This is a genomic window from Bradyrhizobium betae, assembly GCF_008932115.1.
Classification (GTDB): Bacteria; Pseudomonadota; Alphaproteobacteria; order Rhizobiales; family Xanthobacteraceae; genus Bradyrhizobium; species Bradyrhizobium betae.
In genome coordinates, this window is record NZ_CP044543.1 from 5,506,699 (window position 1) to 5,528,415 (window position 21,717).

Sequence of the window (21,717 nt, forward strand, 5' to 3'; positions counted from 1 at the left end):
GCATGATCAATGCCAATTTCGTTGAGGCTGAGTGCACTGCATTGTGGTGAACCTGCGTGGTGCGATCCGCCCACGGCGCAACAGCGTTGGTCATCAGATCGCTTTCAGTTTCCGATAGGCAAAAACTACCATCTTCAGTAGAAGCCAGCCGTCGCGAAACCGCGAGATCTGCGTCTCTCCGAAGGTGCGCGCCTTGTAGTGGACCGGAGTCTCGATCATCTTGAGATTTTGCTTCGCCGCACCGAAGATCAGATCGAAATCGCCGAAAGGATCGAAATCGCCGAAATAGGATCGCTCCTTGATCAAGGCCTCATAATTGTCGCGGCGCAGGACCTTGGTGCCGCAAAGGGTGTCTGTCAGACGCGTGTTGACGAGATAGCTGAAGATATAGGCGAACGTCCGGTTCGCCAGAAAATTCAGCGGGCGCATCGCCTCGTCTTCCATCGGATAGACCAGGCGCGTTCCATTGACGAAATCGGCTTTCCCCGTCTCGATGATCGCGTGATATCTCGGAAGCTCCTCCGGCGGCATCGTGAGATCCGCGTCCAGGATCATGAGCACGTCCCCGGAGGCATTTGCGAAGCCTTTGCGGACCGCGTCGCCCTTGCCCTTGCCCTCCTGCTTCACCACCTTGATCTGCCAGTCCCCCTTGTACTTGTCGCGAACGCGTTCGCACTCCTCGAAGGTGCCGTCCACGGAATTGCCTTCGACGAAGATGATCTCCTGCTGCGATCCGAAGCGGGGCATTCGCGTTATTGCATTCTCGATGTTCCCTCGCTCATTGCGGCAGGGGACGACGATGCTGGCCGACAATTTGCGGTCCGGGAATTGCCTAATCGGCCGCCCGACGAGATAGGTGCGCAGGCAGAGCCGTCGGATGCCCGGCAGTGGCGCGATGAAGCGATTGACGAATGAGCCGAACCCCAGAAGCTTGCGGGGTAGCAGTTGTCGCTGCTCATGTCGAATGACCTCGAAGTCCGCAAGGTCCATCAGATTAAGAAAGTCGGCGGTTGCGAAATAGTTGATCGGTGGTTGCTTGCTCTTCAACTTGAAGATTTCGCCGATCTTGAGGACGGGCTCCCACAAGTGGGAGTAGTAGGCAATGATCAGGCGTGTCTCCGGCGAGCACAGCCGGTGCACCGTTCGCAAGGTCTCATCGATCTTCTCGAACATGCCGATGGTGTCGGAGATCACGACGTAGTCGAAAGGACCTTCGATCGAACTCAAAGTGTCCGGATCCTCCACGTCGCCGACTATGAAATCCAGATCGGGATACTGAGATTTCGCACGATCGATCGCGCCGGCGCTGAAATCCAAACCAACGCCGTGGCTCGGTTCGAGGGACGCCAGCAAGTCCCCGAGGCCACAGCCAAGTTCCAGCACCCGCTTTCGGCGAGGTATCAGGAACCTCATGAACGCGCGATCCTCGTTATAGTAGGCGGAATTGATCGAGCGCCAATGGGCCTGCTCGTCGATTGTCGCCTCGGTGTGTCGCAGAAAGCCAAGTTTCCGAGCGCTGGGTGGCTGCTTTGGCTCGACGACGGAGCGTGGGGGCATGATCAGGCGGTTCCTATTGGGCGGCAGTGATCAATGGGCGCCCTGTTGATCGTTCCGGCGCATTAGAACAAAGACCGTGCGAAGTTCGATCAGTGTGTCGCCATTTTGATACCGAACAGGATTCGGTCCAAGCAGATCCACATTGGCGGCCGTCTTGACCGCGTCCGCCGTTCGAAAATAGCGCTTGTCGATGACGTAGGTCCCGACGTCCTCTTGGACCAGGCCCTCGATGAGGCTATTGGTCGTCCCTCGCCTATCGCCTACATACGCTTTGGTCAATGGCTCTACGCCGGCGTAAGTCACGACAAACCCTTCGCCGTATTCACGGAATGGCACCCTGTAGGCGAAGTCTACGACCTTTTTCTGGCCGGCTGTCAATTTGAGAATCTCGTCGTGATCGAGCGCTGCTGCTTTGGTGTTCTCCGCTCCGCTCCGCAGACTGTGCTGTAGCCGCAAAACAACTGGGCCGGCCACCAATAGCAAGGCGAGGGTCGCGACCAACGACGCGTGTCTCGGAAAGCGGTCCCTCGTCAGAAGATGGTACGCGACCATGCAGCCCGGCAGCGTGGCCGAAACTCCAGCAGAATAGTGAAGGTTGTAGTGTTTGAAGACAAACAGCGCGGACAGCACGGTCGCAGCGCCGCACCCGATGGCCATCGTAAGCTCGGGACGTGGATGTCGGCGCTTGAGGAGGAGGACGCCTCCAACCAGAAGAAGCCCTGCTCCGCCCATCAGAGCGAGGGGGAGCGCGAATGGCCTGTCAGTTGGGATTGCGCGAAACGCCGTCAAGACCTCGTCCGAGCTAACCACGGTTTGGCTGCCGGCTCCGTAGAGGCCTGAACCGAGGAAAACGTTACGATGAAATAGGAGAAGAGTGCGGAAGTCGGCCCAGCCGATGATCAAGTAGCCTACCGCGGCAATCAGCGCGAAAAAGGTGAGGCTAAAAATCAAGCCGCCCCTTAACAGCCGAGGCGCGCTCTTCAGCGGAAATGCATACTGCGCGAACATGGCCGCGCAGAGAGCGGCGGGCACATAGATGTAGGACAGCTTGTTCAAATACGCGAGTGAACTGACGGCGGCGGCAATCGCGAATGTACCAGCTGTTCCGCGATCGTCGCGGACAATTCTGAGTAGGCAAAACAGGAATAGTACGTTGACGAGCAGAGCGAAGGTCTCGTTGCTCGGAGAGAGGAAGGCGGTGATGGTGGCTGGCGTCGATAGCAACCAGAGCGCGAGTCCTAGTATTATAATGGGTTTGGTTGCGAACGGGGAGCTTATTCGAACGAACATGTAGACGCTGCAAGCGCCCAACAGAGATGCCAGCGCGATAGCAGACAACTGGTAGGTACGAATGTGATCCAGGACCGAGTGGAAGAACTCTAGTGTACCGGAGGCGAACGGATATCCGCTGAACGCAAGGGCCGACCAACTCATGAAGTAGAATGGAATACCGGGATGGTTCGTCAGTCCATATGCCCGATACATGTGCTGATGGCCGAGGCGAAAGGCGAGGTTCAGTGCATTTGCCAGGCCGAGAGGTTCATAGTCGTTGCCGAGCCAGAAAGAGATCGGGTAGAGAAAGGCCAAAGACAGCGGTAACAGAAAAAACAAACTGGCCAGGATGAGCGCGTGGCTGGCGGAGATGGACTTCGTCAACTTGTAATCCCGTGTGATGCCTGCTGAGCGTGGGTTTGGGGCCGGCGCTGGCTCTGGGATTGATTTTACCGAGATTGGCGAGGTTAGCGCAACAATGTTCCATCGAGTATTGCGGGATTTCGCCGTCAAGTTGTTCGGCCTGGTCGCTCAGATCGGCTTCAATTCCAGACTTTTCCGCCGCGTTTTCCTCGCGTTCTACTCCGTGTACAAGTCGCGTCTCGAAGCTGGGCCGGTCGATGAGCTGAGACGGTTCGTCCCGGAGGGATCCGTCGTTATTGACGTTGGGGCAAACGTCGGATTCTTCTCGTTGCGTTTTGCGAGCTGGGTCGGCCCGCGAGGCGAGGTCATCCTACTAGAGCCGGAGGACCGCAATTTCGAAGCCTTGCAGTCGTTAGTTGTGCGAGAGGGGATGATCGAGAGATCCCGTCTAATGAAGGTCGCTGCGGCGGAGACGTCAGGAAAGGCGATGCTCAAAATCAATCCGCAGCATCCCGGGGACCACAAGCTGTCACTGGACGACACCGGCGTTCCCATCGACACGGTACGTTTGGACGATTTGTTGTCGGACAAGGGCCGCAGCAGGCCGAGCCTCATCAAGATCGATGTCCAAGGCGCCGAATTGTCCGTCCTGCGCGGAGCACCAGACATTCTGCGGCACGCGAGGCCGGCTCTTTTCGTGGAGCTCGATGAGGATGGGCTTCGGAAATTTGGAGCCTCTGTCGCGGATGTACTCTGCTACTTGAAGGACTTCGGGTATGATGCCTTCTGGCTCGAAAAGGGCGGGAAGCGCACGGCGGCAAGTCAATCTGATATCGCGACGCGAATCGCCAAGCTAGGCTACGTGGATGTGCTTTTTCTGAACGCGGATGGGAAGTCCTCCGGACAAGAAGATGTGGAGGCAGGAAGCTCATTCCGAGGTTCCGGTCTGCGGGTGCCGGGCTTGACCGGAAACACCGACAAGTCCAAGGAATAGCCAAATGATAACACCGCGGGTGCATGCGCTCGATTGGTCGGCCCCTTCGATCTTTGGGGATGATTTATAGGAACAGGGTCTCTTCATGACCAAACGTGTTGCCCTCATCACCGGCGTGACCGGCCAGGACGGCGCCTATCTCGCCGAGCATCTGCTGTCGCTCGGCTATGTCGTGCACGGCATCAAGCGGCGCTCGTCCTCGTTCAACACCGCGCGGGTCGATCATCTCTATCAGGATCCGCATGTCGGGGACGTGCCGTTCCTGATGCATTACGGCGACATGACGGACTCGACCAATCTGATCCGCCTGGTGCAGCAGATCAGGCCGACCGAGATCTACAATCTCGCCGCCCAGAGCCACGTCGCCGTCAGTTTCGAGAGCCCGGAATACACCGCCAATGCCGACGCGATCGGCGTACTGAGGCTGCTGGAGGCGATCCGCATCCTCGGCATGGAGAAGGAGACGCGGTTCTACCAGGCCTCGACCTCCGAGCTCTACGGCCTCGTGCAGGAGATCCCGCAGAAGGAGACCACGCCGTTCTATCCGCGCTCTCCTTACGGCGTCGCAAAGCTCTATGGCTACTGGATCACCGTGAACTACCGCGAAGCCTACGGCATGTTCGCGGCCAACGGCATCCTGTTCAACCACGAGAGCCCGATCCGCGGCGAGACCTTCGTCACGCGCAAGATCACCCGCAGCGTCGCCCGCATCGAGGTCGGCCTGGAAAACACGATCTATCTCGGCAATCTCGAAGCCAAGCGCGATTGGGGCCATGCGCGCGACTACGTCGAGGGCATGCACATGATCCTGCAGGCCGACAAGCCCGACGATTTCGTGCTCGCCACCGGCGAGACGCGCTCGGTGCGCGAGATGGTCGAACTGTCGTTCGCACAGGTCGGCCGCCGCATCGAATGGCGCGGCAAGGGCGTCGAGGAGACCGGCATCGATACCAACAGCGGCAAGACGGTCGTGAAGATCGATCCGACCTATTTCCGCCCCACCGAGGTCGATCTTCTCGTCGGCGATGCCAGCAAGGCGCGCGAGGTGCTCGGCTGGAAGCCGAAGCGGACGTTCGCCGAGCTCGTCCAGGAAATGATGGCGAGCGATCTGGCCGAGGCAAAGCGGGACGCGGCCAGTGGCAAGCGCACCGTTTGAGCTGAAGGGCAGGAGCGTCTACGTCGCCGGCCATCGCGGCATGGTCGGCAGCGCGATTGTGCGCCGGCTGGCGCGGGAGGACGTGAAGCTCGTCACGGTGGACCGGCGCGAGGTCGATCTCTGCAACCAGGCTGCCGTGTTCGACTGGTTCGGACGCGTGCGGCCGCAGGTCGTGTTCATGGCCGCCGCCAAGGTCGGCGGCATCGTCGCCAACAACACGCTGCGCGCCGAGTTCATCTACGAGAACATCGCCATTGCGGCGAACGTGATCCAGGCCGCGCATCAGAACGGCACCGAGAAGCTGCTGTTCCTGGGCTCGTCCTGCATCTATCCGAAGCTGGCGGCGCAGCCGTTGCGCGAGGACTCGGTGCTATCAGGCCCGCTGGAGCCGACCAACGAGCCCTACGCGATTGCAAAGATCGCCGGCATCAAGATGGCGGAGGCCTATCGCAGCCAATATGGCAGCGACTTCATCAGCGTGATGCCAACCAATCTCTACGGCCCCGGCGATAATTATCATCCCGAGTTGAGCCACGTCGTCGCAGCATTGATCCGCCGCTTCCACGAGGCGAAGGTCGCGGGTGCCGGGAGCGTCGTGGTCTGGGGCACCGGCACACCGCGGCGCGAGTTCCTCTATGTCGACGACATGGCGGATGCCTGCGTGCACCTGATGAAGACCTATTCCGGCGCGGAGCTGGTCAACATCGGCACCGGCGAGGACATCACCATCGCCGAGTTCGCGCGTGTCGTGGCCGAGATCGTCGGTTACAGCGGCAAGATCGATTTCGACAGCTCGCGTCCCGACGGCACGCCGCGCAAGCTGCTCGACGTCAGCCGCCTCGAAAAGCTCGGCTGGCGCGCCACGACCTCACTGCAAGACGGCTTGAGGCGCGCCTATGAGGCATACCGACAGTCAATCGAATAGTTCGGCGCGGGAGCTCGCAGCGGGTTCAAGGCCGTCCGATCACATTCTCAAACACTGACGTGGCATGCTACCGCTCGTCGGCGATCACCTTGCCGTCGTTTGGCAGCGCGCCCGGGCTGACCAGCTCGACATTGCCGCCGAGCTTGGTCACGGCGCGCAAGGTGCCGGCGATCTCCTCACGCAGGGCATCGCTTGCGGCGGCTGCCTCCGCTTTCAACGTCATCGCGTCGGCCTCGCCCTGGCGCGTGACGACGAGGCGCAGGCGTCCGAGCGCGGAATGGCGCTTGCCGATCTCGGCGATCTGCTCGGGGCGGACGAACATGCCCTTGACCTTGGTGGTCTGGTCGGCGCGGCCCATCCAGCCCCTGATGCGCATGTTGGTGCGGCCGCATTGGCTCGGGCCGGGCAGCGCAGCGGTGAGGTCGCCGAGCGCAAGGCGAATCCAGGGATGATGCGGGTCGAGCGAGGTGACGACGATCTCGCCGACGTCGCCTTCCGCAACAGGATCGCCCGTGCCGGGCTTGACGATCTCCATGATCAGATCCTCGTTGACGACCATGCCGTCGCGCGCTGCGGTCTCGAAGGCGATGAGGCCCAGATCGGCGGTGCCGAAGGCCTGGTAGGCATCGATGCCACGTGCCTTGATCTCGGCCTGGAGCGAGGGCGGAAAGGCCGCCCCCGAGACAAGCGCGCGCTTGATCGAGGAGACATCGCGGCCAGCGGTCGCTGCCGCGTCGAGCAGGATCTTCAGGAAGTCGGGCGTGCCGCTATAGCCAACCGGACGGTAGGCCTCGATCAGCTCGAATTGCTGCTCGGTATTGCCGGGGCCGGCGGGGATCACCGCGCAGCCAAGTGCCCGCGCGGAGGCGTCGAAGATGAAGCCGCCGGGAGTAAGATGGTAGCTGAAGGTGTTGAGCACGATGTCGTCGGGACGGAACCCGGCCGCGAAAAGGGCCCGCGCGCCGCGCCAGGGATCGGCCTGCCGCCCCTCCGGCTCGAAGATCGGGCCGGGGGAGGTGAACAGGCGGGCGAACGACCCGGGTGCTGCCGCCACGAAGCCGCCGAACGGCGTGGAGGCCTTGTGCAGGGCCGGCAGTTCCGACTTGCGCAGCACCGGCAGGCCCGCCAGCGCCGCCCTGGAGGTCACTGCGGCCGGATCGAGGCCCTGGAGCCGTTCCGCATAGGCCGGCGCGGCAAGCGCGCTGCGCAGCACCTCCGGCAGGCGGGAGAACAGCTCGGCCTCGCGCGCGGCCTGCTCGCGCGTCTCGCGGGTGTCGTAATGGGCAGTCATGGCTGGTCTTTCCGGGTTGGCATCCGTTGCACGCCGCCGCTGGCATCGGTATCAGACGGCCAGTGTCGGGGCGCGGAGAGGACGCGATGGCGGACGATGGCATCATTGCGACGGATGAGGCGGCGGACGTCGTCGCACGCCTGAAGCGCCGCATGATCGACGAGGCGCTGCCGCTGTGGTCGACCGTCGGCTGGAACCGGGACGCGGGCGGCTTCGTCGACCGGCTGCACCGCGACGGCACGGCTGACATGGCCGCGCCACGGCGCGTGCTCGTGCAGGCGCGGCAAATCTACTGTTACGCCAAGGCGGCGCAGATGGGCTGGTACCCGGAGGGGCGCGGCATCGCGCTGAAGGGGCTGGAGCATCTGCTGGCAAGAGCGAAGGCGCCCGACGGCCGGCCCGGTTATGTGCACGAGCTGACGCCGGATGGTGCGGTCCTGGACGGTCGGCGCGATGCCTATGACCACGCCTTCATCCTGTTTGCGCTCGCGACGGTCTATACGCTCGACAAGGATGCGCAGGTTCGCGCCGAGATCGACGCGCTGCTCGCCTTCCTCGACGGCCATCTGCGTTCGCCGCATGGCGGCGTCCACGAAGGCCTGCCGGTGTCGCTGCCGCGCCGTCAGAACCCGCACATGCATCTGTTCGAGGCGATGATCGCGTGTTTCGACGCAACCCACGATTTTTCGTTCCAGAACCGTGCCGGCGAGTTCTTCGCGCTGTTTCTCGCCAATCTCTACGACAAGCAGAAGCGCATCCTGACGGAGTATTTCGAGGAGGACTGGTCCAAGATCGAGCCGGTCAGCGTCGAGCCCGGCCATCAGGCCGAATGGGTCTGGCTTCTGAAGGGGTTTGAACGCATCACGGGTTGCCCGACCGGGCAGCGGCGCGCCGAGCTGCTGGCGACCGCATTGCGCTATCGCGACGAGGCGACCGGCTGCCTCGTCGACGAGGGCGATGCTGCCGGCAACATCCGCCGCAGCACGCGCCGGCTGTGGCCGCAGACCGAGATGGCGAAGGCGTGGATCGCGCAGGCCGAATCCGGCGAGGCGGGAGCGGCGGACGAGGCGCGCGCGGCCCTGGTGCGGCTCGAACGGCATTATCTCAGCCATCCCGTGCGGGGCGGCTGGTACGACCAGTTCGATCGCGACGGCAACTCGCTGGTCGACACCATTCCTGCGTCGTCGTTCTATCATGTTCTCTGTGCAGTCACGGAAGCGGAGCAGGTGCTTGAGAATTAAAGCCAGCGCTTGCGCCGCTTGAAGCTCTTGAGGTTCTTGAAGCTCTTGCGCTGGTCGCCGGCGCCGCCGAGGTAGAATTCCTTGACGTCCTCGTTGTCGCGGAGTTCGTCCGCGGTGCCGTCGAGCACGACCTTGCCCTGCTCCATGATGTAGCCGTGGCGCGCCACCGACAGTGCGGCGCGCGCGTTCTGCTCGACCAGCAGGATGGTGACGCCGAGGTCACGGTTGATCTTCTGGATGATCGAGAACACCTCTTTCACAAGCAGCGGCGACAGGCCCATCGACGGCTCATCCATCAGGATCATCTTCGGCCGCGCCATCAGCGCACGGCCGATCGCGAGCATCTGCTGCTCGCCGCCGGAGAGATAACCGGCAAGGCCGGTGCGCTCCTTCAGACGCGGGAAATAGGTGAAGACCATGTCGAGATCGGCATCGACCTCGCGGTCCCTGCGGGTGAAGGCGCCGAGCTTGAGGTTCTCCAGCGACGTCATGTCGGAGACGATGCGCCGACCCTCCATCACCTGGAAGATGCCGCGGCGGACGATCTTGTCGGGATCGATGCCGTTGATGCGTTCGCCCTCGAACAGGATCTCGCCGCGCGTGACCTCGCCGTCTTCGGTCTTGAGTAGCCCCGAGATCGCCTTCAGTGTCGTCGATTTGCCGGCACCGTTGGCGCCGAGCAGCGCCACGATCGCGCCCTTGGGCACGTCGAGGCTGAGCCCGCGCAGCACCAGGATGACGTCGTCATAGACGACCTCGATGTTGCGCACGGCGAGGAGAGGCGGCGCCGGGACGGCGGTGGGGGAGGGACGGGCTGCTTCGGCGGTCTCGGTCATGCTTCATTACTCCGCTGTCGTCGCCCGGCTTGACCGGGCGACCCAGTATTCCAGAGACGCCGGAGGTTCACGGAGAAGCCGCGGCGTACTGGATCCCCCGCCTTCGCGGGGGATGACAGTGTGGGTGTGGTGAGAACCGGGCTCACCAGCCCAGCAGTTCCGGCTTGCGCGGCAGCTCGACGGTCTTGACCTTCTCGAGCTTGATCGTGCCCTTGGCCATGAGGTCGTTGAGGTCGCCGTCGGTCGCACCTGATATCTTGGTGCGATAGAGGTCGACCTTCAGTGTGCCGCGGTGGTCCTTGTCGGTCCAGGTCGAGGGATTGCAGACGCCTTCCATGCCGGCCGGGACCCAATCCTTCTTCTGGTAGAATCCCTTGCGGACGTTCTCGCCGGTGGCGCCCCCGTTCTTGGCGGCCCAGTCGATCGCTTCCTTCATGTAGAGTGCCGAGCAGACGGCGGCGATGTAGTGCACCGGGCGATAGACCTTGCCGGTGGGGTCGGACATCTTGGAGATTTCCATCACCGTCTTCATGCCGGGCGCGTCGCCGCCCCAGCTCACCGCCGTGCGCAGCGGGAAGATCACGCCATTGGCTGCATCGCCGGCCGTCTTGGCGGCGTTCTCGTCCATGCCCCAGACGTTGCCGAGGAACTGCACCTCGGCGCCGGCGGTCTTGCAGGCCTTCATCACGGAGATGTTGGATGCGGCGGTGTTGCCGAGATAGGCGTAGTTGGCGCCTGAGGATTTCAGGCTCAGGCACTGCGCGCTGTAGTCACCCGGCGCGAGCGCAAACACCAGCGGCGGCAACACCTCGAAGCCGAGCTCCTGCGCCATCGCTTCGCCGGCAGCCTTCGGCGCGTTGGGATAGGGATGGTTGGCGCCCATGTGGACGAATTTCGGCTTGCCGGACTTGCCCTTGGCCTTCCAGTCCTCGGCCGCCCAGATCAGCATCGCGCGCAGCGAGTCCGAATAGCTCGGGCCGTAGAAGAAATTATAGGGCGCGGGTTTGGCTTTGCCGCTGATGCCTTCCGGATCGGTCAGCGCGGCGGCATAGGAGCCGGACATGTCGGGAATCTTGTCCTGGGCGAGGAAGCCGGTCAGCGCCTCGGTATCCGCCGTGCCCCAGCCCATGATCGCCGCGACCTTGCTGTCGGGCGCCGACCATTTCTTGTAAAGCGCGATGGCCTTGGGAACCTGGTAGCCGTAGTCGTTGGTGTCGACATTGAGCTGCTTGCCGCCGACGCCGCCGTTCTTGTTGACCCAGGCAAAGGTGTCGGCGACGGCCTGGCCGTAGGGAGTGCCGACGTCGGAGGTGCCACCGGAGCGATCCTCCAGATGACCGAGTGCGATCTGCGCCTGCGCGCTGGCCGAAAAGGCGGCGATCGAGAGCGCGAGCGACGCCGTGCTCAAAAGAGATTTCATTTTCATGGTCGTTCCTCCTGTTTTTTTGTTGAAGTGAAGCAGCCCGCGCTCAATGCGAGAACGGGTAGAGTTTCCAGTAGGTCTTGATCTGTCGCCAGCGATGCGCGAGCCCGTCGGGCTCGAACATCAGGAATGCGATGATGATCACCCCGATCGCAATCTCGCGCAGGAAGGTGAGGTTGTTGTTGAGCCCGAGCGCCTTGTCGATCGCGCCGCCCTTCAGATAAGCGCTGAGAAGCTCCATCGACTCGGGCAACAGCACGACGAACGCGGTGCCCATCAGCGTGCCCATGATCGAGCCCGTGCCGCCGATGATGATCATGGCGAGGAACAGGATCGACCGCTCGATGCCGAAACCCTCCTGCGACACCACGAGCTGGTAGTGCGCGTAGAGTGCACCGGCGATGCCGGCAAAGAAGGCGGCCAAACCGAACGACAACGTGCGGTACTTGGTGAGGTTGATGCCCATGATCTCGGCGGAGAGATAGTGGTCGCGGATCGCCACCAGCGCGCGGCCGTCGCGGGTGCGCATCAGATTGGTGACGAGGATGTAGCTCGCGACCACATAGGCCAAGACAACGTAGAAATACTGGCGGTCGCCTCGCAGCACGTAGCCGAAGATCGAGAACGGATTGGCGCTGGCCGGCACCGAGCCGCCGGTGAACCACTCGGCGCGGGAGAAGAAGTCGAGCAGGATGTATTGCGCGGCGAGCGTGGCGATGACGAGATACAGCCCCTTCAGCCGCGCCGCCGGAATGCCGAAGATCAGCCCGACGAACGCGGTCACCATGCCGGCGAGCGGAATCGCGAAGAACACCGGGATCTGCGTCTTGTTGGAGATGTAGGCCGAGGTAAAGGCGCCGAGCAGGAAGAAGGCGGCATGCCCGATCGAGATCTGGCCGGTGAAGCCGACCAGGATGTTCAGCCCGAGCGCAGCGATCGAGAAGATGCCGATCTGGATCAGGATGCTGAGCCAGTAGCCGCCGAGGAGTTGCGGCACGAGGCACAGCGCCAACACGCCGGCGATCGCGAAATTGCGGCTGGTCGTGGTCGGGAAGATCGTGGTGTCGGCCGCATAAGAGGTGCGGAAATCACCAGCAGGGATGAGAGCAGGGCCGGCCATGGATCAGATCCGCTCGATGTCGTGGGTGCCGAACAGGCCGTAGGGCTTGATCATCAGCACGATGATGAGGACGTAGAACGGCGCGATCTCGTAGAGATTGCCCCAGTGCAGATACTCGCTGTCGACATATTGCGCGATGTTTTCCAGGAGCCCGATGATGATGCCGCCGAGCACGGCGCCGCCGACGGAGTCGAGCCCGCCGAGGATCGCCGCCGGAAACACCTTGATGCCGTAGGCGGCAAGGCCCGAGGACACGCCGTTGACGACCGCAACCACGACACCTGCGACCGCCGACACCGTCGCGGAGATCGCCCAGGCCATCGCGAACACGCTCTTCACGGAAATGCCGAGCGATTGCGCCACCTGCTGGTTGAACGCGGTGGCGCGCATCGCAAGGCCGTACTTCGAAGCCCGGAAGAACCAGGCCATGCCGATCATCATCGCGACCGAGACCACGAGGCTCATGACATAGACGGTCTGGATCTGGAGCCCGAACAGGCTGACCGACTGGCTCTCGAACACGCGAGGGAACGGCTGCGGGTTGACGCCGAACATCCATTTCAACGTTGCCTGCAGCACGGTCGAGAGGCCGATCGTCACCATGATCACCGAAATGATCGGCTCGCCGATCATCGGCCGCAGGATCAGCACCTGGATCGCGATGCCGAACACGAACATGAACACCAGCGTCATCGGCATGCCGATCCAGAACGGCACCTGATATTTGGCGAGCAGCGCCCAGCACACCCAGGCGCCGACCAGCAGCAACTCACCTTGCGCGAAATTGACGACCTGCGTCGCCTTGTAGATCAGCACGAACGACATCGCGACCACGCCATAGAGCGTGCCGACGACGAGGCCGTTGACCAGGAGCTGGATGAGGAAGGCGGTGTTCATGTATGGTGGACCTTTCGCCTCTCCCCGCGCGCGGGCAGAGGCCGACGCGCAAAGCGCGGCGGGTGAGGGGGAGCTTCCGCATGCGAGGTGCTGATGAGGGCAAGACGGAGCGCGCCAGGCATTTGCGTGCCGCATTGACTGATGCAGAGGGGACGCTCTGGTATCGCCTCCGCGCTCGCAGGCTGAACGGTCACAAATTCGTCCGGCAGGAGCCGATCGGACCCTACACCGTCGATTTCATTTGCCGCGAAGCGCGCCTGATCATCGAGGTCGATGGCGGGCAGCATGCCGATAGTGCGAGCGATGCCGTGCGCGACAGATGGCTGACCGACTGCAACTATCGGATGCTGCGGTTCTGGAACAATGACGTATCGCGCAATCTGGCTGGCGTCCTCGAGATCATTGTCACCGCGCTCGCGGAGAGTCCCCCTCACCCGGATCGCTGACGCGCTCCGGCCTCTCCCCGTAGGCGGGGAGAGGCGAAGAGCAGCAGCGTTGCTCGGCGCGGTCACCTGTCTCACTCCGCAGCCTCCGCCATGTGCCCATGACCGCCCAGATCCACCACCCGTAGCGTCGTCCGTACGCGCTGCGTGGTGCCGTCCTGGAAGCGGATCACGGTGTCGACGGGGATGTCGGCATCGCCGCGGTAGATTGCGTCGATGATGCCTTCGTATTTTTCGTTGATGACGCTGCGGCGCACCTTTCGGGTGCGGGTGAGCTCGCCGTCGTCGGCGTCGAGCTCCTTGTAGAGCAAGAGGAAGCGCGAGATGCGCTGCGCCGGCGGCAGCGTCGCGTTGACGGTCTCGACCTCCTTCTTGAGCAGGGCGTAGACCTCGGGCCGCGAGGCGAGGTCGCTGTAGGTGGTGAAGGAGAGGCGGTTCTTCTCCGCCCATTTCGAGATGATGGAGTAGCGGATGCAGATCATCGCCGCGAGCGCGTCGCGACCGGCGCCCAGCACCACGGCCTCCGCGATGTAGGGCGAGAACTTCAGCTTGTTCTCGATGAACTGCGGCGAGAAGCGCTCGCCGCGCGAGGTCTCTGCGAGGTCCTTGATGCGGTCGATGACGACGAGCTGGCGGTTGGCGTTGAAATAGCCGGCATCGCCCGACAGCATCCAGCCGTCCTTGATGTCGGCGACACTGGCCTCGGGGTTCTTGTAGTAGCCGAGGAACATGTTGGGATGCCGCACCACGATCTCGCCGACGCCGTGGACGTCGGCATTGTCGATGCGGATCTGGACGCTGTCGGCCATCGGCACGCCCGTGGTGTCAGGATCGACCTTGCCCTCGGGATGCAGCGTGTAGGCGCCCAACAGCTCGGTCTGGCCGTAGAGCGTGCGCAGCGGCACGCCCATGGCCTGGAAGAACTTGAACGTTTCAGGCCCGAGCGCCGCGCCGCCGGTCGCGGCCGAGCGCAGGCGGGTGAAGCCGAGGCGGTCCCGCAGCGCACGGAACAGGATGGTGTCGGCAAATCCCGAACGCTTGCCTTCTGCGAGCGCGGCAAGGCCCGCCTTCATGCCGATGTCGAACAGCCGCTGCTTGAAGGGCGTTGCGTCCATCACTTTGGCGCGGACGTCGGCGGCGATCGATTCCCAGACGCGCGGTGCAAACAGCACGAATGTCGGCGCGATCTCGCGCAGATCGTTCATCATCGTCTCGGGCTCTTCGACGAAGTTGATCTTCATCCGGCAAAGCAGACCTTTGCCGAGCACATAGACCTGCTCCATGATCCAGGGCAGCGGCAGCACCGAGACGTATTCGTCGTCCGGCCCCTTCGGATCGAAGGCGAGATAGGTCGCGCAATGGCCGAGCACGCGGCCGGCGGCGAGCATCGCCAGTTTCGGATGCGAGGTGGTGCCCGACGTGGTGCAGAGGATCGCGACGTCCTCGCCCTTGGTGGTATCCACGAGCTTGTCGTAGAGCTCCGGTTCGCGCGCGGCCCGCGTACGCCCGAGCTCGGCGAATTTCTCTGCCGACATCAGCCTGGGATCGTCATATTTCCGCATGCCGCGCGGGTCGGAATAGATGATGTGCTTCAGATCAGGCGCACGTTCGGCCAGCACGAGCAGCTTGTCGACCTGCTCCTCGTCCTCGGCGAAGACGAGCTGGGCTTCGCCATAGTTGAGCAGGTACGACGCCTCCTCGTCGAGCACGTCGCGGTAGAGCCCGAGGCTCAAGCCGCCGATCGCATGGGTGGCGATTTCCGCAGCGACCCAGTCTGGCCGGTTGTCGCCGATGATGCCGATGACATCCCCGCGCCCCAGGCCCAGTTCGATGAGGCCGAGCGCGAAGTCGCGCACGCGGGTGTTGTAGTCATTCCAGGTGAAGACGCGCCACAGTCCGAGATCCTTTTCGCGCAATGCGATCTCGCTGCCGTGCTCCCTGGCATTGAGCCGGAGCATCTTCGGATAGGTGTCGGCCTGCGCGACGCGGCCCGCGTAATCCATCATGCCGCGCTCTCCTGCGCCGGCGGGGCATCGTCGGGATCGACCAGCACCTCGTCCTCTTCGCCGAGATAGGCGCGCCTGACGTGCGGATCGGCGAGCACCGCGGCCGGATCGCCTTCGGCGATCTTGCGGCCGAAATCCAGCACCATGACGCGGTGGGATATGTCCATCACCACGCCCATGTCATGTTCGATCATCACCACCGTCATCCCGAACTCCTCGTTGAGGTCGACGATGTAGCGGGCCATGTCCTCCTTCTCCTCGAAGTTCATGCCGGCCATCGGCTCGTCGAGCAGGATGAGGCGCGGCTCCAGCGCCATGGCGCGGGCGAGCTCCACGCGCTTGCGCAGGCCGTAGGAGAGGGTGCCGGCGGGGGCTTTACGCACCGACTGGAGGTCGAGGAAGTCGATGATCTCCTCGACCTTGCGGCGGTGCGCGAGCTCTTCCTTGCGCGCGCCGGTGAGCCAATACAGCGAGCCGGTGAGGAAATTGTTCTTCAGGAGGTGATGGCGGCCGACCATGATGTTGTCGAGCACGCTCATGTGGTGGAACAGCGCCAGGTTCTGGAAGGTGCGGCCGATGCCGAGCGAGGCGCGGGCGTTCGGCGTCAGGCCGGTGATGTCGCGATCCGCGTAGAACAGCTGGCCTTCGGTCGGCTTGTAGCGACCGGAAATACAGTTCACGATCGAGGTCTTGCCGGCCCCGTTGGGACCGATGATCGAGAACAGCTCGCCGTCCCTGATGGCGAAGCTGACATCGGTCAGCGCCCGGACGCCGCCGAATCGCAAGGACACGCCGCGCACTTCAAGACTGGTAGCCACCAAACAAATCCCTCCCGGTGATGGCGCGTTCAGCGGCGCTCTTCGTCGGTTCCTGCCGGGCGATCCTAGTACGGCCGTGCCGGTGAGGCCATGCAGCAGATGGTCTCCACGGAAAGCCGCACCGCTCTCGTTCCCGCTTGGGATCAAAAGCCGCATCGCCCGAGGTGGCCCTCAATAGGGGAAAGCGCTATTTTGAAATGTCTCCCGGCTGACAATTCTGCGACAAAGTTTTTCGGGTGGCCGCGGCCTTCGTCTTTCGTCGGATGGTGGCCGAAACGACGTGTTGCGGTGCAGCAGAAGGATAGGGTGACGAAACGGTGCGGCTGGCTTCGGGATCATGATTTCAGAGGATCAACTGAAGCGCGTCGCCGCCTGGTCGCGCGAGCTCACGCAGGCTGAGATCGAGGTCGCTCGCGCAGGCATCAGCGAGCGGTCCTATGGCACCGGAGAGACCGTGTTCATGCGCGGCGACACGTTCGATTATTGGGCCGGCATGGTCTTTGGGCTGGCCCGCATGGGCGGTGTCTCGCGCGATGGCAAGGAGACCAGCCTTGCCGGCCTCACGGCGGGAGCCTGGTTCGGCGAGGGCAGCGTGCTGAAGAACGAGCCGCGCCGCTACGACGTGGTCGCGCTACGGAGCAGCCGCGTCGCGCTGATGGAGCGCAGCGCCTTCATGTGGCTGTTCGAGAACAGCGTCGGCTTCAACCGCTTCCTGGTGCGCCAGCTCAACGAGCGGCTCGGGCAGTTCATCGGCATGCTCGAGGTCAACCGCACGCTGGACGCCACCGCGCGGCTCGCCCGCAGCATCGCCTCGCTGTTCAACCCGATCCTCTACCCGGAATCGACGGCGCATCTGGAGATCACCCAGGAAGAGATCGGCGCGCTGTCCGGCATGTCCCGGCAGAATGCCAATCGCGCGCTGAACCTGCTTGAGAAGGAGGGGCTGCTGCGGCTCGAATATGGCGGTGTCACCATCCTCGATGTGGAGAAGCTGCGCGGGTATGGGGATTAGCGCATGTCCTCATCAGCGTCAGCTTCCGACAGGTGAGCGGAAGTCGCTCCGCTCGGTTGGCATCGACTGCTTATGATCGAGAGCTGAGGTTCAGGCCACGTTGGTGGCGCTAAGCATGCCTCCTTCTCAGCAGCTTTCGCGTAAGCTGCCCGCCAAAGACCAGACCGCTAAGAAGCGTAACGGCGAAGGCGTGGGTTAGACTGAAGTAAAAGTGGACCATGAAGGACAAGACACTAAGCTCGTCGTTTAGAAGCGAGCCGCCTATGACGTAAATAAACGCAAGCCCTAGGATTGAGAATATCTCTGCGAACAGCAAACCGATCCAGACGCGAGAGAATAATGCACCCGCACCAAAACAGGCGGCGACGGATATCGCCGATGGCAGGAAAAGGGGCGGCGAGAGAAACGCGTCGAGCATATTGAGCAAAAGTCACGAGGTTCCGTAGTTGAAGGTCCTGTCTATCACGACAGCAGTTTCGTGTCGCCTTCTGGCCCAACGCGGAAATCCTGCGACCTCCGGTTTCGCGCCGCTATCGAGCAGCATAGCGGACGTCAACGGCGCCCCCAATTTATGAGTGCAAGCCCTAACGCGCATTTGCCGGCGCGTTGACCGGCCAGAGGTCGGCGCGCCAGAGCACCGCAATCGCGACCATCGCGATGAAGCCCGCGACGGCATAAAGCGAACCTGTCGCGGAATAGCCAATGATGTCGATCAGGCTGCCGGCGGGGAGTAATCCCAGCGGCAGGCCGTAGATCACCATCATGCGGACACCCATGACGCGGCCGCGCAGATGTGCGCTCGCTGTGCGCATCAGGATCACGGCGGCCGAGATCATCGACATGCTCTGGGCCACGCCGGCGAGAACGAGGCAGGCCATTGCCACCGGCATGGTCCGGATCTCGACGAATACGAGGAGCAAGATGTACCAGGCCAGCGTGGCGCCGATCAGTAGCCGGGCAATGCGCACTCCGCTGACCAGGCTGAGGGTGATCGAGCCGATCAGCGAGCCGACGGCGAAACTGGCGGAGAGATAACCGAGGCCGGTCTGGTCGGTCTGGAAGATCTCGCGCGCGATGTAGGGCAACAGTCCGCTGGTGAAGGGAAATGCGGTGAGGTTGGCGAGGAAAGCGACGCAAAGCGCTGCGCCCATGGCCGGCCCGCTCCAGGCATAGACGATCCCTTCCTTGAGCTCGCCGAGCAATCGCGAGATCGCGTGGCTGTTGGCCGGAAGATCGGATGTGGTGACGGTCCGCTTGGGCCGGGTCAGGCAGGACATGAGAATCGCGGCCGCGAGGTAGAGGCTCGCGACCGCCGCATAGACCAGCCCGATGCCGAGCACGGCAAACAGTCCGGCTCCCGTCAGCGCGCCGGCAATGCGCGCGCTATCCTGGGTCGTGCGTGACAGGCCGATCGCACCCACGAGCTGCTCGGCCGGCATGATGTCGGCGAGCAATGCGCTGCGAAGGCCGAGATCCGAGGAACGGATCAGGCCCATGATCGTCACGATGATCATGACGTTGAGCGGAGCGAGGTGACCGGTCAGCGCCAGCACCATGATGGTCGAGGCGAGCACCGCATAGACAAGGCGCATCATGACCAGAAGATCGCGATGACCGATGCGGTCGCCGATCATGCCGAGCACCGGTGCGACGAGCGTTCCGACGTACTGGAGCGAGGCAAGCACACTCAGCAGCAGCACCGAGCCGGTCTCGACCAGGATGTACCAGCCGAGCACCAGCGTCTCGATCTCGAACGCCCAGGAGGTGAGGAGGTCGGATGGCCACTGGAAACGATAGTTGCGGATGCGGAATGGCGCGAGCGCCGAAGGCCGTGCGGCTGCGTTCACAGCGCGATGACTCGTATCACGGCGATTCCCTTGCCCCAGTTGTTTCTTGTGTCAGTCGGCAACGTATCGCCGGTGATGGTCGTGTCAATTGGAGCTGCCGCAGGGCGCCCTTGCGCTCCGCGTCTACCTGGCCGTGGTTCCCGGCTTCCGTTCCGCCAGCGCCGCTGCCATGGCCGAGATCAGCGGACGCATGAAATAGGCCTCGTCCGCCGGCGAGACGTCGGTGCGCAAGCCATGCGCGGCGAGTTCGCCTGAGACCGCCGGGCCCACCGAGGCGATCAGAGTCCGATCCAGACCTGCGCGCAACTTCGCCTCGCTGCCATGCGCCTTCGCGGCCTCGATCAGCCGGCGGACCTGGCCGAGATTGGTCAGCGCGATGGCATCGATGCGACCCTGCGCCATCTCGTCGATGGCGGTGATGATGTTGGCGTCGGCCGCCTTGGAATCGTAGACATAGGGCTGCACGCTGTCGACATCGGCGCCTTGCGAGGCCAGCGCGGCGGTCAGCGCGCCGTGGTCCTTGTCCGGATAGAGCTGCAGGCCGATGCGCCGTCCCTTCAGGTCGAGCTTGCCCAGCATGTCGATCACGCCCTCGGTGGTCGGCTTCTCCGTGGTCTGCTGCGCCTCGAGGCCGACCTCGCGCAGCGCCTTGCCGGGCTTCGGTCCGCGAGTGAATGTTCGCGATTTGGCGAGCGCTGCCACGAGTGCCTGGTCGAGCCCGCGGGCGACGGCGAGCTTCATGATCCGCCGCAGGCCTTCGCCGGTCATCAGCACGAGGTCGTCGAAGGGGTTGTCGATGGCGCGGCGGATCCAGGCCTCGACCGGGGCGGGGTCCGGCGTGTCGTGGATGGTGAACATCGGGCATTGCACGACATCGGCGCCTTGCTCGGCCAGGAGCTTCGAAAACTGCGCTTCCTCGCGCGTTTCCAGGATCAGGATGCGGGTGCCGTTCAAGCGGTCGGCCATGGGCGTCTCCGGTCAGTCAATCGCAATGGTCCGTTCATCCTCACCCTACGCACTACGGTGAAGCAAGTCTTTGGATTGGCGCAAGGGCGGCGTCGGTGATAGAGCAGAGCGCAAATCGCGGTGTTTCGCGAGCCTCTGCCCAAACCTTCGTCAAGAGCCATTTCTTAGAAGACCATGCCCGATCATCAATATGTCCTGACCCTGTCCTGCCCGGATCGCCCCGGCATCGTCTCGGCGGTGTCGACCTTCCTGGCCCATAACGGGCAGAACATCCTCGACGCCCAGCAGTTCGACGACACCGAGACCAACAAGTTCTTCATGCGGGTGGTGTTCGCCGCAGCGGATCTTGCCGTGGAACTTTCGGCGCTGCAGACCGGATTTGCCGCGATTGCCGAGCGCTTCGGCATGGAGTGGCAGATGCGGGACCGCGCCGCGCATCGCAAGGTGATGCTGCTGGTGTCGAAGTCCGACCACTGCCTGGTCGACATCCTCTATCGCTGGCGCACGGGCGAGTTGCCGATGACGCTGGCCGCGATCGTCTCCAACCATCCGCGTGACGTCTATGACGGACTCGATTTCGGCAGCATCCCGTTCCATTATTTGCCCGTTACCAAGGAGACCAAGCGCGAGCAGGAGGGGCAAATTCTCGATCTCGTCGCCAGGACCGGGACCGATCTGGTCGTGCTCGCTCGCTACATGCAGATCCTGTCGGACGATCTCTCGGCAAAGCTGTCGGGGCGTTGCATCAACATCCACCATTCGTTCCTGCCGGGCTTCAAGGGCGCAAAGCCCTATCACCAGGCCCACGAGCGCGGCGTCAAGCTGATCGGCGCCACCGCGCATTACGTCACGCGCGATCTCGACGAGGGTCCGATCATCGACCAGGACGTCGAGCGTATCAGCCATCGCGACACGCCCGAGGACCTCGTGCGCAAAGGCCGCGACATCGAGCGCCGTGTGCTTGCCCGCGCGATCCGCTATCATCTGGATGATCGCGTCATTCTCAATGGCCGCAAGACTGTGGTGTTTATGGATTAATGTGTCTTCACCTTGCCCCCCTTGCGGGAGAGGTCGGATTGCGCAGCAATCCGGGTGAGGGGGACTCTCCACGGGCCTAACTGTCACCGACCCTGCGGAGACTCCCCCTCACCCCAACCCTCTCCCGCAAGCGGGGCGAGGGAGTGCGCCGCATCAACGTACCGCGGTCCCCGACGTCGATCCCGTCGCGCCTTTCTGCGCCTGCTCTTCCTTCTCGCGATCCGCCGCCGGCATCAACCGCTTGCGTTCGCGCTCTTTCATGTAGGCATCGTATTGCGGCGTGCCCGGTCGTGGCGGAGCGTCGGCTGGCAGGCCGCCGACCCATTGCGGGACGTAGTCGCCCATGCCGGCCGAGAGCTTTTCGTTGACGGTGCCGCAGCCGGACAGCCCCGCGGCGAGCGCTGCGAGAACCAGAAGGGGGCGGAAGGGCTTGGGCATTGTGTGAGCGAGTTCGGTCGTTGGACGCCAGTCAGTCTGGCGCCGGGAGAGTAGCCTTCAACAAGGTAAAATAG

General features: G+C 63.1%; 19 protein-coding genes. 7 read left to right on the forward strand and 12 right to left on the reverse strand.

The window, feature by feature from the left end; genetic code table 11:
- Positions 1-93: 93 nt before the first annotated feature.
- Together F8237_RS26435 and F8237_RS26440 are read right to left on the reverse strand one after the other, a co-directional pair.
- Positions 94-1,557 (reverse strand): bifunctional class I SAM-dependent methyltransferase/glycosyltransferase family 2 protein, encoded by a 1,464-nt coding sequence (locus F8237_RS26435; RefSeq protein ID WP_151649171.1) that lies wholly within the window; start codon positions 1,555-1,557, stop codon positions 94-96.
- Positions 1,558-1,587: 30 nt separating this feature from the next.
- Complete coding sequence (locus F8237_RS26440; protein ID WP_151649172.1) at positions 1,588-3,213, reverse strand: hypothetical protein; 1,626 nt, start codon at positions 3,211-3,213, stop codon at positions 1,588-1,590.
- Positions 3,214-3,307: 94 nt separating this feature from the next.
- Here F8237_RS26440 and F8237_RS26445 point away from each other — a divergent pair, with 94 nt between their 5' ends.
- From F8237_RS26445 to fcl, 3 genes are all read left to right on the forward strand, one after another.
- On the forward strand, positions 3,308-4,186 hold the full coding sequence (locus F8237_RS26445) for an FkbM family methyltransferase (protein WP_162006222.1): 879 nt from the start codon (positions 3,308-3,310) through the stop codon (positions 4,184-4,186).
- 85 nt (positions 4,187-4,271) lie between these two features.
- Positions 4,272-5,342, forward strand: coding sequence for a GDP-mannose 4,6-dehydratase (gene gmd, locus F8237_RS26450; protein WP_151649174.1), 1,071 nt, complete (start codon positions 4,272-4,274; stop codon positions 5,340-5,342).
- Positions 5,323-6,267, forward strand: coding sequence for a GDP-L-fucose synthase (fcl, locus tag F8237_RS26455; protein ID WP_151649175.1), 945 nt, complete (start codon positions 5,323-5,325; stop codon positions 6,265-6,267). Before gmd ends, fcl begins: the two co-directional genes overlap by 20 nt.
- 67 nt (positions 6,268-6,334) lie before the next feature.
- On the opposite strand, the gene F8237_RS26460 is transcribed toward fcl, so the two are convergent.
- Entirely contained in the window at positions 6,335-7,558 is a 1,224-nt protein-coding gene (locus tag F8237_RS26460; protein ID WP_151649176.1) for a phenylacetate--CoA ligase family protein, read from the reverse strand.
- Between the two features lie 86 nt (positions 7,559-7,644).
- Here F8237_RS26460 and F8237_RS26465 point away from each other — a divergent pair, with 86 nt between their 5' ends.
- A complete protein-coding gene (locus F8237_RS26465) occupies positions 7,645-8,799 on the forward strand; it encodes an AGE family epimerase/isomerase (RefSeq protein WP_162006223.1) in 1,155 nt (384 codons plus the stop codon).
- Here F8237_RS26465 and F8237_RS26470 read toward each other — a convergent pair.
- The 4 genes from F8237_RS26470 to F8237_RS26485 all read right to left on the reverse strand — a co-directional run bounded on the left by F8237_RS26470 (position 8,796) and on the right by F8237_RS26485 (position 13,075).
- Positions 8,796-9,635, reverse strand: coding sequence for an ABC transporter ATP-binding protein (locus F8237_RS26470; protein ID WP_151649177.1), 840 nt, complete (start codon positions 9,633-9,635; stop codon positions 8,796-8,798). The two genes, F8237_RS26465 and F8237_RS26470, sit on opposite strands and share 4 nt — an antisense overlap.
- 142 nt (positions 9,636-9,777) lie before the next feature.
- The gene (locus tag F8237_RS26475; RefSeq protein WP_151649178.1) at positions 9,778-11,061 is read right to left on the reverse strand and encodes an ABC transporter substrate-binding protein; all 1,284 of its coding nucleotides are present in this window, start codon (positions 11,059-11,061) and stop codon (positions 9,778-9,780) included.
- 43 nt (positions 11,062-11,104) lie between these two features.
- Complete coding sequence (locus tag F8237_RS26480) at positions 11,105-12,178, reverse strand: branched-chain amino acid ABC transporter permease (RefSeq protein ID WP_151649179.1); 1,074 nt, start codon at positions 12,176-12,178, stop codon at positions 11,105-11,107.
- Positions 12,179-12,181: 3 nt separating this feature from the next.
- Positions 12,182-13,075 carry a branched-chain amino acid ABC transporter permease gene (locus F8237_RS26485; protein WP_027545085.1) on the reverse strand — a complete coding sequence of 298 codons (894 nt, stop codon included), beginning with the start codon at positions 13,073-13,075 and terminating at the stop codon, positions 12,182-12,184.
- 80 nt (positions 13,076-13,155) lie between these two features.
- On the opposite strand from F8237_RS26485, the gene F8237_RS26490 reads away from it, so the two are divergent.
- A complete protein-coding gene (locus F8237_RS26490; protein ID WP_151649180.1) occupies positions 13,156-13,521 on the forward strand; it encodes an endonuclease domain-containing protein in 366 nt (121 codons plus the stop codon).
- Between the two features lie 71 nt (positions 13,522-13,592).
- Here the strand turns inward: F8237_RS26490 and F8237_RS26495 are convergent, their stop codons facing one another.
- On the reverse strand, positions 13,593-15,524 hold the full coding sequence (locus F8237_RS26495) for a long-chain fatty acid--CoA ligase (RefSeq protein ID WP_151649181.1): 1,932 nt from the start codon (positions 15,522-15,524) through the stop codon (positions 13,593-13,595).
- On the reverse strand, positions 15,521-16,342 hold the full coding sequence (locus F8237_RS26500; RefSeq protein ID WP_151649182.1) for an ABC transporter ATP-binding protein: 822 nt from the start codon (positions 16,340-16,342) through the stop codon (positions 15,521-15,523). The genes F8237_RS26495 and F8237_RS26500 overlap by 4 nt, the downstream gene beginning before the upstream one ends.
- 337 nt (positions 16,343-16,679) lie before the next feature.
- Here F8237_RS26500 and F8237_RS26505 point away from each other — a divergent pair, with 337 nt between their 5' ends.
- On the forward strand, positions 16,680-17,354 hold the full coding sequence (locus F8237_RS26505; RefSeq protein ID WP_151649183.1) for a Crp/Fnr family transcriptional regulator: 675 nt from the start codon (positions 16,680-16,682) through the stop codon (positions 17,352-17,354).
- A 584-nt stretch (positions 17,355-17,938) separates the two neighbouring features.
- Here F8237_RS26505 and F8237_RS26510 read toward each other — a convergent pair.
- Positions 17,939-19,201: an MFS transporter gene (locus F8237_RS26510; RefSeq protein WP_151649184.1), complete on the reverse strand. Its 1,263-nt coding sequence runs from the start codon at positions 19,199-19,201 to the stop codon at positions 17,939-17,941.
- A 123-nt stretch (positions 19,202-19,324) separates the two neighbouring features.
- Complete coding sequence (locus tag F8237_RS26515) at positions 19,325-20,167, reverse strand: uroporphyrinogen-III synthase (RefSeq protein ID WP_151649185.1); 843 nt, start codon at positions 20,165-20,167, stop codon at positions 19,325-19,327.
- 174 nt (positions 20,168-20,341) lie between these two features.
- Between F8237_RS26515 and purU the strand changes: the two genes are divergently transcribed.
- Positions 20,342-21,205 carry a formyltetrahydrofolate deformylase gene (gene purU / locus F8237_RS26520; RefSeq protein WP_151649186.1) on the forward strand — a complete coding sequence of 288 codons (864 nt, stop codon included), beginning with the start codon at positions 20,342-20,344 and terminating at the stop codon, positions 21,203-21,205.
- 153 nt (positions 21,206-21,358) lie between these two features.
- On the opposite strand, the gene F8237_RS26525 is transcribed toward purU, so the two are convergent.
- Positions 21,359-21,643: a hypothetical protein gene (locus F8237_RS26525; RefSeq protein ID WP_151649187.1), complete on the reverse strand. Its 285-nt coding sequence runs from the start codon at positions 21,641-21,643 to the stop codon at positions 21,359-21,361.
- Between the last annotated feature and the right edge of the window lie 74 nt (positions 21,644-21,717).

What these genes read in the sequence shown, in the direction of transcription:
- F8237_RS26435 (WP_151649171.1), bottom strand. Translation starts at nt 1,557, where the DNA reads ATGCCCCCACGCTCCGTCGTCGAGCCAAAGCAGCCACCCAGCGCTCGG.
- F8237_RS26445 (WP_162006222.1), top strand. Translation starts at nt 3,308, where the DNA reads ATGTTCCATCGAGTATTGCGGGATTTCGCCGTCAAGTTGTTCGGCCTG.
- gmd (WP_151649174.1), top strand. Translation starts at nt 4,272, where the DNA reads ATGACCAAACGTGTTGCCCTCATCACCGGCGTGACCGGCCAGGACGGC.
- F8237_RS26460 (WP_151649176.1), bottom strand. Translation starts at nt 7,558, where the DNA reads ATGACTGCCCATTACGACACCCGCGAGACGCGCGAGCAGGCCGCGCGC.
- F8237_RS26465 (WP_162006223.1), top strand. Translation starts at nt 7,645, where the DNA reads ATGGCGGACGATGGCATCATTGCGACGGATGAGGCGGCGGACGTCGTC.
- F8237_RS26470 (WP_151649177.1), bottom strand. Translation starts at nt 9,635, where the DNA reads ATGACCGAGACCGCCGAAGCAGCCCGTCCCTCCCCCACCGCCGTCCCG.
- F8237_RS26475 (WP_151649178.1), bottom strand. Translation starts at nt 11,061, where the DNA reads ATGAAAATGAAATCTCTTTTGAGCACGGCGTCGCTCGCGCTCTCGATC.
- F8237_RS26480 (WP_151649179.1), bottom strand. Translation starts at nt 12,178, where the DNA reads ATGGCCGGCCCTGCTCTCATCCCTGCTGGTGATTTCCGCACCTCTTAT.
- F8237_RS26485 (WP_027545085.1), bottom strand. Translation starts at nt 13,075, where the DNA reads ATGAACACCGCCTTCCTCATCCAGCTCCTGGTCAACGGCCTCGTCGTC.
- F8237_RS26490 (WP_151649180.1), top strand. Translation starts at nt 13,156, where the DNA reads ATGCGAGGTGCTGATGAGGGCAAGACGGAGCGCGCCAGGCATTTGCGT.
- F8237_RS26495 (WP_151649181.1), bottom strand. Translation starts at nt 15,524, where the DNA reads ATGATGGATTACGCGGGCCGCGTCGCGCAGGCCGACACCTATCCGAAG.
- F8237_RS26505 (WP_151649183.1), top strand. Translation starts at nt 16,680, where the DNA reads ATGATTTCAGAGGATCAACTGAAGCGCGTCGCCGCCTGGTCGCGCGAG.
- F8237_RS26515 (WP_151649185.1), bottom strand. Translation starts at nt 20,167, where the DNA reads ATGGCCGACCGCTTGAACGGCACCCGCATCCTGATCCTGGAAACGCGC.
- purU (WP_151649186.1), top strand. Translation starts at nt 20,342, where the DNA reads ATGCCCGATCATCAATATGTCCTGACCCTGTCCTGCCCGGATCGCCCC.
- F8237_RS26525 (WP_151649187.1), bottom strand. Translation starts at nt 21,643, where the DNA reads ATGCCCAAGCCCTTCCGCCCCCTTCTGGTTCTCGCAGCGCTCGCCGCG.